The organism is Armatimonadota bacterium (genome assembly GCA_017993055.1).
Taxonomy (GTDB): domain Bacteria; phylum Armatimonadota; class UBA5829; order DTJY01; family DTJY01; genus JAGONM01.
This window is the reverse complement of the sequence record JAGONM010000001.1, coordinates 101,656-115,439: the sequence shown is the minus strand read 5'-3', so window position 1 is coordinate 115,439 and position 13,784 is coordinate 101,656. Positions and strand designations below refer to the sequence as shown.

Genomic DNA, 13,784 nt, shown 5'->3' with positions numbered 1-13,784 from the left:
GCTGAACTCGCGTCATTCTGAGCAAAGCGAAGAATCTTTCTTCGGACGGGGAGGAGATAGACTGCCGGTCGCAGAACCAGAGCATGACGCGGTTCACTCCGACTGCTCTGCTTGCAGGCCGGGGTTGACATCGCTCGCGCATTCAGGTATTATTGCGCGCAGTGCCGCATGGCAGGATAGTGTTCTGATCGGGTCGCGCTTCCCCCCGGGAGCCGTATCCCGGCCTCAGAGGACGCTCGTATCCGACTTGCTGCATGCGAAATCAAACACGGGCTGCAGGCCCGAAGGGAGAAAAGCGCCTTGTTATCAGACGCCAATCGTACCTTACGGAGAATCCTGGCAGCAGTGGCATCACTGGCAGCACTGTTGTTCATTTCAGGTCAAGCCCTCGCGGACCAGACGCATACGGTCCGCGCGGGAGACACCCTCTACTCCATAGCGAAGAAGTACTCCGTCACCGTATCCGACATCGAGAAGGCCAACGGTCTGGCCCCCGGCAAGCCGATTCGGGCCGAGCAGAAACTCGTCATCCCGTCGGATGAGCTGTCGGCCGGTTCGATCGCCCGCATCGCGAAAGACAACGTCCCGCTGGTGGCCAACGGCAAGCCTGCCGGAACGCTTTCGAGAGGCACTGAAGTGACCTTCCTCCACGAAAAGAACGGCGCGCTGGCTGTCCGCCTTGCGTACGGCAAGATGGGGTGCGTGCCCTGCGGATCGCTAGAAGCCGTCGGTCCTGACGACGCGCCGACCGTCAACCGCCAGCAGTTCGGCCGCGATATCGCCCGGACGGCATACGCTTACAGAGGCTCCAGGTACCGCAGGGGCGGCATGTCCGCGCGCGGGTTCGACTGCTCCGGCTTCGTGAAGTACGTCTATCAGACCAAGGGAATCAACCTTCCCCGCACCGCCAGTTCCATGTTCGGCTGCGGCACCCCGGTTGCGAAGGCCGATCTCCGGGAAGGCGACATCATCTTCTTCGCAAACACCTACCGGCGCGGCATATCCCACGTCGGCATGTACCTCGGCAACGGTGAGTTCATCCACGCCAGCACATCGCGTACCGGCGTCAAAGTCAGCAGGCTTGATGAAGCCTACTACCAGCGCAAGTACGCCGGCGCCCGCCGTATCAAGGACGACTAGAGCCCAAGGCCCGAGGTTCAAGGTTCAAGTTTGAAACCAACGCTGCCGGAGAATGATCCTCCGGCAGCGTTCTGTTTTCTTCCGCTGTTTTGCTGCCTCGCTCTGTCTCGGCATTTCCGCCTGATTGACCTTTTGGCACGATTCTTGCAGGATATAGTCTGGAACAAATCGGCACGCCTGCTTGTCAAAGCAGGATAGAAGTACACTTTCGCTTTACTCAAGGAGGGTGTCGAAGTGAAAGCTGTAAGAACAACGGGGGTGGTATTACTCGCGCTTCTCTGCCTGACCGCCGGTATAGGACAAGCGGCGATGGACTACGCCGCCGGCCCCGGCACGATCGGGTACGCACTCACTCAGCCTGACGGAGCGCGCGTGAGCCTCACCATGGTGATCATCGGACGAGTAGACACCGCCGGAGTGTCCGTTCACGAATGGTGGGACAAGACGACCTTCATTCCGGCGCTGTTCAGCCCTCCGCCGGCACTCCGCCCCGGGCAGACCATTGATCTCGAAGGCATCATGACCACGCTTCCCAGGGGCGGAAGAGCCGTCCTCTGCGACCGGATCGCCTGCTACCTCGACAGATACGGCTACCTCACCCCGAGCGTTCCTCCCCTGAAGGGCCTCTTCGATCCGAGCGTCTGGCCTACCCGAGGATGGTTGGAAGTCAGGCCGTCCGTATCCCTGTTCAGCCTTTCGTCTCTTGAGACGACTCTGCTCCTGGATGATCCCCAGCCGCCCAGTGGAGGCGAGTCGCCGACTGCATCGCCGCTCAGCTTCACTGCGGGCACGGTCCCCTGGGCGAAGAGCCTTTCGGACGGCAGTCCCATCGCGCTGGTCGGCCAGATCGTCACGGCGAGCAGGGGACAACTGGGCGACTACCTGTATATCGAGGAGCCCGACCGATCAGCGGGGATCAGGGTGGAGACGGATGCGGCGGTGAGCACGGGCGATGCAGTGGTCATCGGGTCGGGCACTGTGCAGACATCCCCTGACGGTGAGCGCTTCATCTCAGCAACCGATGTCCGGCGAGTCTGTGCATCTGTGGTTCGGGCGTCCGGGATCATCAACCGCGATCTCGGCGGAGAGGACTTCGTCTATGACGAGCAAGACGGAAGCGGACAGCGCGGAGTAGTCGCCGGCCGAGGCTTAAACAATATAGGGCTGCTCGTGAAGATCTGGGGCACGGTGACCCAGGTGAATCCGCTCGACAACTACTTCTACATAGACGACGGCTCCGCCCTGAGCGACGGGACTCAGACCTCTCAAGTGGATAACGTCGGTGTCCGGGTCGTGCCTGCCGCCGGCGCGACGTTTCCCGAGACGAACGACATCCTGGAGTTGACAGGCATCAGTAGCTGCATGATCCCCGACGGCGAGGACGAACCGATCCGACTCCTGCGCGTTCCGGCTCCTCCGCTGCACGTGACCACGAACGGAGACGACGAAGAAGACGGTCTGTCGTGGGAGAACGCCAAGCTCACCGTTACCGCAGCGATACAGGCTGCATCCTCCGGGCAGGAGATATGGGTGGCGAGCGGCGTCTACACGGAGAACGTCGCGATAGACAAGGCAGTCGGACTCTACGGCGGCTTCGGCGGAACGGAGTCTTCCCGGAATCAGCGGGATTGGGTAGCCAACGAGACTACTCTTGACGGCGACGGTGCAGATAGCGTCGTCACGTGCAGCAACGTTACCGGTGCCGTCATTGACGGCTTCACCATTCGGAACGGTTACGCCGAAATCGGAGGCGGGATCAAGTGTGCGAACGCGTCACCCACAATCGCCCACAACACGATTATCGGGAATACGAGTCACGGGGGAGTGGCCGACGCTCGTGGTGGGGGTATCTACTGCTCGGGTGGCTCTCCGATCATCACGGACAACGTGATCAGTTCCAACCACGCCGCCTCCGGAGCCAGCGGTTCATATGGGGGTGGCATCTACTGCGACTCATGCCCAGCCGGCCGCATAGCCAACAACACGATCGTGGCCAACACCGTCCCCTCTTCCCCGGAAGACAATTGCCACGGCGGCGGTGTGTACATCAGCGGCAACGCGCCGGTGATTGCCAACAACATCATCGCCTTCAACGCCTCGGGCATATACGCGACTTCGGAAAGCGCTGAGATGCTCGGCAACTGCGTATACAACCCGGTCAGGTACAACTACTCCTGGTTGCCGAATCCTACCGGAACGAACGGAAACATATCCGCCGACCCGCTGTTCGCCGACTTCAACGGCGGCGACTACCATCTCCAGTCGGGGCAGTCGAGTTCTCCTTGCATAGACTCGGGAAGCAACGACCATGTGCTCTCGACGACAGATATGGACGGCGAATACCGCGTCCGGTCCGGTACGGTGGACATCGGAGCCGACGAGACGACCGGCTGTATCAGCAGCTTGCTGATGGTGTCTGTCGGGGCAGTGCCGGCGGGCAGCCAGGCTCTGGTCGCGGTCTATGTCTTCGACCCGGTGAACGGCGTGCCGGTCGCGGACTGTCAGGTAACCCTCTCCGTCTCGGGCGGGACGCTCGTCAGTCCGGCAGGCGGAGGCGGGTACACCGGCAGCGACGGACGGCTCACCGCGATTGTGGAGAAGGACGGCCCGGGCTACGCGACGGTGACCGCGTCCATAACTTCCTGTTCCGCGCAGGTGTCAAGGAGCGCTGAAGCGTTCTTCTATGTGCCTAACGACGGCTGGCCGATGTTCATGCACGATCCGCAGCACACAGGGGCGAGCCTCGCGTTCGACTGCACGGCGTCACAGGCCCTTGGTTCGCCGGAGTGGACCGCAGCCGTACCTACCGCCAATACGGACCGCAACGGCGTGTTCAGCCATCCCAATCCGAGGAGCGGAAGTGTGATTTTCCCACACCCATACATTGATTCCAGTCCGGTTCACGCGCCCGGATGCCCGGTGATCGTCGGCGCGTGGGCGGGCGGCAACTACTCCGCGTCCACTGGGTACGTGGCCGCATTCGACCCTACGACGGGAGACAGTGAGTGGCGATATCCCGCTGCCGGGTACATCGGCGGCGTGGCATCCACACCGGCGATCTTCACCGTGGGCACTGATAAGCGAGTGGTGGTCGGTTCGATGGATGGGAGGGTCTACTGCCTGAATGCCCAGACAGGAGCGCTTATCTGGTCATATCAGACGCTAAACAGGGCGGGAACGGGCAACGGCAAGGTACTCGCTTCTCCCACGGTCTATCAGGGACGCGTCTACATCGGAAACGAAAGCTCCCGGATGTACTGTCTTGACGGTGAGACTACCAGCGTTAATGGCGAACTGGAGTGGTCGTATGACCTGCCAACATATGATGATCCGTCTGACGATTACGAAGATCTCACCGGACTGAGTTCGGTGGCAATCGGAGTCGTGGGGAGTGAGGCGCGGGTATACGTGGGGAGCGACAACGGACGCCTCTATTGCCTCTCCACCGAGGATAGTCCCGCCAACCGCGTGATCTGGACATATCCTGACCCAGAGGCACCGGACCCGTTTGACAAACCTCTTGGGTGCATTGAATCGTCGCCGACGGTCTGTGACGGCACCGTATACGTAGGAACGTCGTGGTACCAAGGGACTGACCTGGTTGCCCTTGATGCCGACACAGGAGGTCTCGTCTGGAGCCACGGTCTAGATGAGGAGGTCCGCGCCACATGTGCGGCTCTGGCTGGACACATCTACATCGGCGTGGATACAGGACGCCTTCTCCACAGAATCAGGGCAGACGACGGGCACCCGGTAAATCTATTTGATGCCGGTGACTACTTCTTGGGATCTGCTGCCCTAACCGCTTCCTCGTCAGGTCTGCTCTACGTTGGAAACGATAACGGCAACTTCTACGTCTCGCAGCAAACCGCCCTAAGCCCTCCGCATGCGTCACACGCCACGGCGGGATATGTGTGCTCTAGCCCGGCCATATCCTATGCTGTCGAGCCGAACGCAAGATGGGTCTATGTGGTATCGCGGGGGGACAACGGCAGACAAGACGGGGCGGGTACGCTGTATGCGTTCTCAACCCTGAGATAGGAGAGACGCGCGATGAATATGCTTGCTCGTTGCGCCTTGCTAGCCGGCCTGCTGCTCAGCCGTGCCTCAGCATCGCCCCAAGTGACAGCGGCGTACTGGCAGGTTGAGGGAGGGTACAGGATGAGCTTCAACGTGACGGCCGGAGAATACGCCGTCTATAGGTGGGGCTTCCAGCGCATCGACTCCTTTGGTCTGACATCGCCAGACGGTTGGTACGCTACAGTATTCACGCGGTATACAGACTGGATGGCAGCATCCGGCAACGATGAGTTGCCACCCGGAGGAACCCTCGTTGGCTGTGAGGCCACATTCCCGCAGCTTCCAACGCAGATTGACTACTTTGTCATGCAGCGGGCGGTCCCCAGCGCCTGTTATGGAACGGTCGTACCAACACCAGTCCCCGAGCCGTCCTCGCTCCTGGCGCTCGGACCCGGATTGGCGGCGGTCGGTTGGTCGTGGGCTAGGCGGCGTCGGCAATAACAACGGGGTCTTGTACGCTCTCAGTGCCACCGACTTGTCACTTGAGGCAGCATACTGCGCCCATCAGAACAGCGGCTTCATCTGCTCCAGCCCTGCGGTTGCCTACAGTGTCGGTGCCGGCGGCAACAGGTGGGTGTTCGTTACGGCCAGGGCTGAAGGCGAAAGACTGCTGGCGTTCAAGATCCTGGAGTGAGCACGCCCGGGCTCTTTGAAGAAGAGGAGGTATCCTATGCGACTTGTCGCATATTGCGCTGTTCTGCTATGCTACTTTGCTCGGGCCACGATGGCACAGTACCCCATGGTCACTGCGAACGTCGACCAATCCGTTGCAGTGACACTGTACACATATCAGGTGACAAACGTGCTTGCCGAAGACCTGACCGGTTTCTATCTCTATCTGCCGGCCACGTCGCTCCCCCTGATACGCAACGTCACTGGCCCAAGTTCACAATGGTATGTTACGTTCAACACCAGGCTCGGCTTGGCAGAAATCCGATGGTCCCTAATGCAATTCGGCAATGATTCGATACGGCCTGGCCAGTCCGCGACATTCAACTTTGCGGTGCCCGTTGGAGTTCCGACCGGATACTACCGTCTGCCTTGGGAGACTACCACCAACTGGCAGTGGTACGGTACCAGCCAACACCCAGGAAGCACTCTGCTGCCGGTTCCTGTCCCCGAACCGTCACCAGTGCTCGCGCTCGGAGTGGGTGGAATCGGCATCCTCGGGGTGGCGCTGAGGAGGCGCGTCCGCGGCCGGGCGTGACTCCCAATATGCTCAGGGCAGACGGGCGATTTCCGCCCGTCTGCTCACCATCCTCACGCCTTCTCCATCCCTGCGGCCTCCTTACATCTCGTTTGACACCGCCGCGAGGCTTCCCTTATAATAGCACCGAACATCCGTGCCCGCGTTCGGACCTTTTCAGGAGTGGAGCCTGTGGAAAACATCGCCCGCGAAGTCGTGCCCGTAAACATCGAAGACGAGATGAAGAGATCGTACCTCGGCTATGCCGTGAGTATGATCATCGCCAGAGCCCTTCCGGACGTCCGCGACGGCCTCAAGCCCGTCCAGCGCCGAATCCTCATGGCGATGCACGACCTCCACCTCACCCCCGGCGCCCACTACCGCAAGTCCGCCAAGATCGCCGGCGACACCTCGGGAAACTACCACCCCCACGGTGAGCAGATCATCTACCCGACCATGGTCCGCATGGCGCAGGATTTCAATGCCCGATACCCGCTCATAGACGGGCAGGGCAACATGGGCTCGATAGACGGCGACCCTCCCGCGGCCATGCGTTACACGGAGATGCGGATGTCGCCTTACGCGATGGAGATGCTCGAGGACCTCGACAAGGACACCGTGGACTGGCAGCCGAACTATGACCAGACCACCAAGGAGCCGCTCGTCCTCCCCGCGAAGCTCCCCAACCTGCTGTGCAACGGTTCCGCCGGAATCGCCGTCGGCATGGCGACGAACATCCCGCCGCATAACCTCAGCGAGATATGCGACGCTACCATCCACCTGGTTGACAATCCCGATGCGACTCCGGACGACCTGATGAAGTACGTCCAGGGCCCGGATTTCCCGACCGCGGGGTTGATACTCGGCACGAAGGGCATCCGCTCGGCCTACGAGACCGGGCGCGGCCAGATCACCATGCAGGCCCAGACCGCCACCGAGACGATGGAGAACGGCAAGTCCGCCATCATCATCACCGAACTGCCGTTCCAGGTCAACAAGGCGCGCCTCATCGAGCAGATAGCCGACCTCGTCAAGAGCAAGAAGATAGACGGCATCACCGATATCAACGATTTCAGCGACCGGACCGGCATGCGCGTCGTAATCGAGCTCCGGCGCGATTCGTATCCCAAGAAGGTGCTGAACTACCTGCTGAAGCACACCGCCCTCCGCTCGAACTTCGGCGTGATCATGCTCGCGCTCGTGGACGGCACTCCGAGGGTCCTGAACCTCGCGCAGATCATCCATTACTACGTCGAGCACCGCAAGGAGATCGTCACGCGGCGCACCCGGTTCGAGCTCGAGAAGGCGAAATCCCGCGCTCACATCCTTGAGGGTCTGCGGATCGCGCTCCAGTACCTCGACGAGATCATCAAGATCATCCGCCAGTCGCGCACGACGGATATCGCCCGCGCCGAGATGATGTCCCGGTTCGGCCTCAGCCAGGTGCAGGCGGAGGCGATCCTGAACATGCAGCTCCGCCAGCTCACCGGCCTGGAGCGCGAGAACATCGAGAACGAGTACCGCGACCTTCTACGCCGGATCGCTTACCTGGAAGACATCCTGACGGACGAACGCAAGGTGCGCGAGATCATCAAGCAGGAACTGAAGACGCTCAAGGAGAAGCTCGGCGACGACCGGCGCACCCGCATCTTCCCCGTCGAGGCCGAGGAGATCGGCGACGAGGACCTCATCCCCGAGGAAGAGACGATCGTCACCATCACCCGCGACGGCTACGTCAAGCGCGTGCCGATAGACACCTACCGCACGCAGAGGCGCGGGGGCAGGGGCGTGCTCGCCGCCAACTCCAAGGAAGAGGACAAGCTGGAGCACATCTTCATCGCCACCACGCACCACTACGTCCTCTTCTTCACGGACAAGGGGCGAGTCTACCGCCTCAAAGCGTACGAGATCCCGCAGGCGACTCGCCAGGCGATGGGCACCGCGATCATCAACCTGATCCAGATCGAGTCGGGCGAGACGATCACGGCGACGGTCCCGGTCAAGGAACTGCAGGGCGAAGGATACCTCGTAATGGCGACTAGGCTGGGCGAGGTGAAGCGCACAGCCATCCAGGAGTTCCACAACCTGCGGGCGAACGGCCTCCGCGCGTTCGACCTTGAGGAGGGCGACGAACTCCGGTGGGTCCGCCTCACAAAGGGCGGTGACGACGCCGTTCTCGTGACACGAAAGGGGATGTCCATCCGGTTCTCAGAGAAGAACCTCCGCATCGCCAGCCGCGCATCCGGCGGCGTCCGGGGCATCACGCTCGGCCCCGGCGATTACGTGGTCAGCATGGACATCGTCCGCCCTGCGTGCGAGCTGCTGGTCGTATCCCAGAAGGGCCTCGGCAAGCGGACGAACCTCGATTCATACCGCGCTCAGACTCGCGGCGGCAAGGGCATCAAGACGATGGCTATGACCGAGCGGGGCGGCGAGATAGTCGGCGGGCGGGTCGTCTGCGGGGAAGACAAGGCGATCGTGCTCACCTCCAACGGCATAGCAATCCGAATGAAGCTCAACGAGGTGCGCGCATGCGGGCGCAGCACGATGGGCGTCAAGATGATCAACCTCGAGCCGGGCGACAGCGTGGCGTCGTTCGCCGTCGTCCCGACCAAGGAAGACGACGAAGAGGAGTAATCATTCCGGTGTTGGGGAGGGAGGTGTACTCCCTCCCCCGAAGGTTCAGGGGAGAACATCCTTTCGATGCGGCAACGTTTCGAGCCGCTGGAACATACGGCCGACAAGGGAATACGCGCATACGGGTCGAGCCTCGACGAGCTCTTCGAGAACGCCGCATTCGGCATGTTCTCCCTCATGGCCGATCTGGAGAAGTACACGCCGGTCGAGTCTCGTGAGATCGAGGTCGAGGCGCCGGAAGTCGAATCGCTGCTTCGAACCTGGCTCGCGGAATTGCTCTATCAGTTCGAAGTGGATAGGCTGTTGTTTGTTGACTTTCGGGTGGAGGGCGTTGTAGACGCCAAGCTCAAGGCAGTCGCGCGCGGCCTGCCGTTCAGCGATGATATCGAGTGGCTCGGCCCGTCGGTCAAGGCGGTTACGCTTCACGATCTCTGTGTGCGCCGAATGGATGAGCGGTGGGAAGCGCAAGTAATCTTCGACGTGTGAGGGCAAATCCGAGATTCGAAGCTCGAAGCACGAAACAAAAGGCAAAACTGCAAAGGGGAAATCCGGAAGCTGCTTGCCTGTTTGCTCTCTTGCTTATTCAGGTACTGTTTCGAATTTCGAATTTCGCGCTTTGAGTTTCCTCCGAAGGAGGTTGGCATGACGAAACAGATGACACCGAGACAGCGGCAGATCCTGCAGTTCATCCTGCAGCACATTGACCTCAAGGGCTACCCGCCGACGGTCCGGGAGATCGGAGAGGCGGTCAACCTCAGCTCGAGTTCGACCGTCCACGCCCACCTGCGAAGCCTCGAGGAGTCCGGCATCATCAGGCGCGATGCGGTCCTCACTCGCGCGATCAAGCTGCTCCCGGGCCTGGAATCCAAGGCCAAACCCCGGCAGGTGGTCAACCTCCCGATCGTCGGGCGCGTCGCCGCGGGCAAGCCGACTCTCGCCGCGGAGGACATCCACGAGACCTACCCTCTCCCGGCGGACTTCCTTGCGGGCGGCGAGGGCTTTATGCTTCAGGTACAGGGCGAGAGCATGATCGAGGACGGCATCCGCGACGGCGACTTCGTCATCGTCCGACGCCAGCCGGTTGCCGACAACGGCGACTGCATCGTGGCGATGATTGACAACGAGGCCACGGTGAAGCGCTTCTACCGCGAGAACGGGCACATCCGCCTCCAGCCCGCGAACTCGTCCATGGAGCCGATCATCGTCGAGGACGCCGCGATCATCGGCAAAGTCGTCGGCCTTGTCAGGAAGATGTAGAAGGAGAAGGGATTGCCTAGAATCGAAAGTTCCGTGCTCATCAACGGCGATGTCGAGAAGACCTATGCCCTCGCCAAGAACGTCGAGGCGTTCCCCGAGTTCATGCCCGACGTCAAGAGCGTGACTATCCTGGAGCGTAGCGGCGACGGCAGGAATCTGGTCACGGAGTTCGTCGGGATCATCAAGGAGTTCAAGGCCACGATCAAGTGGGTCGAGGAGGACGAGTGGGACGATCAGGCGAAAACCTGCCGGTTCAAGCTCCGCAAGGGCGACTTCAAGAGCTACTCCGGCATCTGGACCTTCGAATCCGCGGACGGGGGCACGAAGTTCACGTCTGTGATTGACTTCGAGTACGACATCCCGATGCTGGGGCCGCTCCTGAAGACGCTCGTCGCCCGCAAGATGCAGCAGAACATTGACGGCATGCTCGCGGCGATCAAGAAACAAGTGGAGAGTGGATGAAGAAGTACGATGTCATTATAGTCGGGGCCGGGCCCGCAGGTATCTTCGCCGCGCTCGAATTGGCGAAGATCGAGGGGCTGAAGACCGCCGTCATTGACAAGGGCAGCGACATCGAGGACCGGGTGAAGGCCTCGAAACGCTCCCTGCTGTCCGGTTGGGGAGGCGCGGGTGCCTTCTCCGACGGGAAGCTCACCCTCTCGACTGAGGTCGGCGGCCAACTCAACGCCTACGTTTCCGAAGACGAACTGAAACGCCTGATCGAATACGTTGACGGCGTATACATGGAATACGGGGCTCCGGACAGGGTCTACGGCACTAACGACGAAGAGGTCGAGGAACTCGCGCGCCGGGCGATCCTCGCCGATCTGAAGCTCATTCCCAGCGCCATCCGCCACGTCGGGACTGACCGGTGGCCCGACGTCCTGCGGGCGATGCGCGATGTGATTCGCCCGCGCGCGGACATCATGACGGAGACGAGCGTCGCCCGGCTGATCGTCCACAACAACCGCGTCGCCGGAGTCGAACTGACTTCGGGTGACACGATCGAGGCCGACTACGTAATCGCCGCTCCGGGGCGGGAAGGTGCTGACTGGCTGCTGGAGGAGTCTCGAAGACTCGGACTCGAGTCCATCGTGAACCCGGTGGATGTCGGCGTCCGCGTCGAGCTTCCGGCTCCCGTGCTGGAGGAGATCACCGGCAAGGTATACGAGCCGAAGCTCGTCTTCTACTCCCGCACGTTCGGCGACAAGGTGCGCACCTTCTGCGTCTGCCCGCACGGCGAGGTCGTGATGGAGTACAACGAGAGCGTCACGACGGTCAACGGGCACAGTTACGCGCACAAGAAGACCGAGAACACCAACTTCGCGCTTCTCGTCTCGACGATGTTTACCGAACCGTTCAAGGAGCCAATCACCTACGGCCGTTACATCGCATCGCTCTCCAACCTGCTCAGCGGAAGCGTGATCGTTCAGAAGCTCGGCGACCTGAAGGCCGGGCGGCGCTCGACCTGGTCGCGCATCGAAGGCGGGCTGACCGTCCCGACGCTCAAGACCGCCGTTCCCGGCGACCTGAGCTGCGTCCTGCCGTACCGCCACATGTCGGGGATCATCGAGATACTCGACGCGATGGACAACCTCGCGCCGGGAGTGGCGTCGAGGCACACGCTGCTCTATGGGGTCGAGGTGAAGTTCTACTCATCGAGGCTCAAGCTGACGCCATCGCTGGAAACCGACATCGAGAACCTGTTCACGATCGGCGACGGGGCAGGAGTCACGAGGGGCCTCGTCCAGGCATCGGTAGCGGGGGTCATATCCGCGCGTGAGATCATCAAGCGGCGGTAAGGTTCGGGAACTGCTCACTGCTCCCCGAGGACCTTGATCTCGATGTCCGTGTAATAGTGCCTGAGGATCTCGATGTAGGTCCACTTCGGGTCCGACTTCGCAAGGCCGTTCGCGCCCCACTGACAGAGCCCGACGCCGTGCCCGTATCCACGGCCCTCGATGACGTAGTTGCCCTCGGAGGTTACGGTGAGCGCCATCCGCGTGCTCATGATCGTGCTCAGGCCGAACAGGTCTCGGAAACGCGAACCGGTGATCCGCTTCTCGCCGTCCTCGCCCTTGATGATGATCGTCGTCACGCGTCCCGAGCAGTCGTACTCCGCGAACTCCATCGAGATCAGCTTCCCGACCTTCGTACTCGACGACCGGTTGAAGACCCTCTCCAGATCGGCGGCGGAGTAGGTTCGCGTCCATGTGTGCGCCGGGCACGCTCGGCAGTAGTCGCCGTCCGCCGGCTTCTCGAACTCGGTCATCGGCGGTGCGGGGCAGGCTCCGGGTTGTTCGATGTCCGACGCGTCGGGCAAGTCAGACTGGTCGGACGGCTCAAGGGTCTGCGTTGCGGGCCGCGTGTTCACTACCAGACTCGGTTCTCCGCTGATGCTGTCCGACACCGACCGCAGGTACGGCGCCTTGATCATCCCCGAGTCTTCGCTGTTCTGCGTCATCCCGCCGCAGTCGGCCGAATAGCACGCGAAGATCGGCTCGCCTCTGTAGGTGATGATCTCTCCGCGGGTGGCTTCCACGATTCTGCGCACCCACTCGGCTTCCCGATCCACGCCCGCGAAACCCTGGCAGTGGATCGTGTCGCATATGTTGAAACCCTCTGCCTTGTGCCGATCCAGACTTCGAACGGCGTACGTCCGCGCCGCGACGACGAGCGCCTTCTGGGCTTCTGGATGGAAACTCGCGGGGATTTCAGTCGGTGCGGCGCCGCAGACGTAATGCTCGACGCTCAACTCATTGACGACCGTGATCCTCGATCCGCCGAGAACTTCGAGCGATTCCCGGTAGTGCCTGTACCGAAGCTTCGGAGAGACGATCTCGATGATGCCCTCAGCCGTCCGGGAGGCGATCCTGATCGGGCCCTTGAAGGTAGGTGGGGCAGAGGGTACTTCGGCGGGTTCCTCGCAGGCAGGCTGTGGTCCGTCTGACGCGTCCGACGTCTCCGTCTGGTCCGGCGCATACGATAACGGCGCAGTAACGGGCGTCTCCAACTCGAGCAGCTTCCCGCTCAGCCGTAGAGTGATCTCCTTCCCGGTCTCGATCTCCGCGACTACCGCCTTCGTGTCCATGTCGGTGGCGATCATCGGCTCGTTGGCCTTCAGCGTGATCGAGGTCGGGTGCCCCACGCACGATCCCAGACCGACACGAATAGTCTCGGGAATGGTCGAAGCGGCGGGAACAGATGGTGAGGCGGCAAGCGTCAAAAGAACTGCGAGCAGGGGAAGCCGCAGGAGTGAGGGCATTGTCTTCCGGTGAATCTCGGGACGCCGCGCGGTCAAATGAGTCCTCCTCGCGGATCGCTCAAAGACGAAAATGGTCGGGGTGGCGAGACTTGAACTCGCGGGCCTCTCGGTCCCGAACCGAGCGCTCTACCAAACTGAGCTACACCCCGACGCGGCACAATTGTAGCACAAAACCTACGCTTGCGCAATAGGCACGAATGCGGTATTCTTGAGTTAGTT

At 61.5% G+C, this 13,784-nt stretch carries 10 protein-coding genes and 1 tRNA gene; 9 read left to right on the top strand and 2 right to left on the bottom strand.

The window, feature by feature from the left end:
* Nucleotides 1–345: 345 nt before the first annotated feature.
* From KBC96_00490 to KBC96_00450, 9 genes are all read left to right on the top strand, one after another.
* Entirely contained in the window at nucleotides 346–1,140 is a 795-nt protein-coding gene (locus KBC96_00490; GenBank protein MBP6962864.1) for a C40 family peptidase, read from the top strand.
* Nucleotides 1,141–1,374: 234 nt separating this feature from the next.
* Nucleotides 1,375–5,181, top strand: a complete 3,807-nt coding sequence (locus KBC96_00485) for a PQQ-binding-like beta-propeller repeat protein (GenBank protein MBP6962863.1) — start codon at nucleotides 1,375–1,377, stop codon at nucleotides 5,179–5,181.
* 120 nt (nucleotides 5,182–5,301) lie between these two features.
* Complete coding sequence (locus tag KBC96_00480) at nucleotides 5,302–5,661, top strand: PEP-CTERM sorting domain-containing protein (protein ID MBP6962862.1); 360 nt, start codon at nucleotides 5,302–5,304, stop codon at nucleotides 5,659–5,661.
* Nucleotides 5,662–5,890: 229 nt separating this feature from the next.
* Nucleotides 5,891–6,427: a PEP-CTERM sorting domain-containing protein gene (locus KBC96_00475; protein ID MBP6962861.1), complete on the top strand. Its 537-nt coding sequence runs from the start codon at nucleotides 5,891–5,893 to the stop codon at nucleotides 6,425–6,427.
* 171 nt (nucleotides 6,428–6,598) lie between these two features.
* Nucleotides 6,599–9,043 (top strand): DNA gyrase subunit A, encoded by a 2,445-nt coding sequence (gyrA, locus tag KBC96_00470; protein ID MBP6962860.1) that lies wholly within the window; start codon nucleotides 6,599–6,601, stop codon nucleotides 9,041–9,043.
* Nucleotides 9,044–9,109: 66 nt separating this feature from the next.
* Nucleotides 9,110–9,529 carry an archease gene (locus tag KBC96_00465; protein MBP6962859.1) on the top strand — a complete coding sequence of 140 codons (420 nt, stop codon included), beginning with the start codon at nucleotides 9,110–9,112 and terminating at the stop codon, nucleotides 9,527–9,529.
* 156 nt (nucleotides 9,530–9,685) lie between these two features.
* Nucleotides 9,686–10,300: a transcriptional repressor LexA gene (gene lexA, locus KBC96_00460; GenBank protein ID MBP6962858.1), complete on the top strand. Its 615-nt coding sequence runs from the start codon at nucleotides 9,686–9,688 to the stop codon at nucleotides 10,298–10,300.
* Between the two features lie 12 nt (nucleotides 10,301–10,312).
* Nucleotides 10,313–10,762 carry an SRPBCC family protein gene (locus KBC96_00455; GenBank protein MBP6962857.1) on the top strand — a complete coding sequence of 150 codons (450 nt, stop codon included), beginning with the start codon at nucleotides 10,313–10,315 and terminating at the stop codon, nucleotides 10,760–10,762.
* A complete protein-coding gene (locus KBC96_00450) occupies nucleotides 10,759–12,102 on the top strand; it encodes an FAD-binding protein (protein MBP6962856.1) in 1,344 nt (447 codons plus the stop codon). Before KBC96_00455 ends, KBC96_00450 begins: the two co-directional genes overlap by 4 nt.
* A 14-nt stretch (nucleotides 12,103–12,116) precedes the next feature.
* Here KBC96_00450 and KBC96_00445 read toward each other — a convergent pair whose 3' ends face one another.
* Entirely contained in the window at nucleotides 12,117–13,601 is a 1,485-nt protein-coding gene (locus KBC96_00445; GenBank protein ID MBP6962855.1) for a SpoIID/LytB domain-containing protein, read from the bottom strand.
* A gap of 35 nt (nucleotides 13,602–13,636) precedes the next feature.
* Nucleotides 13,637–13,714 (bottom strand) — tRNA-Pro (locus KBC96_00440).
* Nucleotides 13,715–13,784: the final 70 nt, after the last annotated feature.

What these genes read in the sequence shown, in the direction of transcription:
- KBC96_00480 (MBP6962862.1), top strand. Translation starts at nt 5,302, where the DNA reads ATGAGCTTCAACGTGACGGCCGGAGAATACGCCGTCTATAGGTGGGGC.
- KBC96_00475 (MBP6962861.1), top strand. Translation starts at nt 5,891, where the DNA reads ATGCGACTTGTCGCATATTGCGCTGTTCTGCTATGCTACTTTGCTCGG.
- KBC96_00465 (MBP6962859.1), top strand. Translation starts at nt 9,110, where the DNA reads ATGCGGCAACGTTTCGAGCCGCTGGAACATACGGCCGACAAGGGAATA.
- lexA (MBP6962858.1), top strand. Translation starts at nt 9,686, where the DNA reads ATGACGAAACAGATGACACCGAGACAGCGGCAGATCCTGCAGTTCATC.
- KBC96_00450 (MBP6962856.1), top strand. Translation starts at nt 10,759, where the DNA reads ATGAAGAAGTACGATGTCATTATAGTCGGGGCCGGGCCCGCAGGTATC.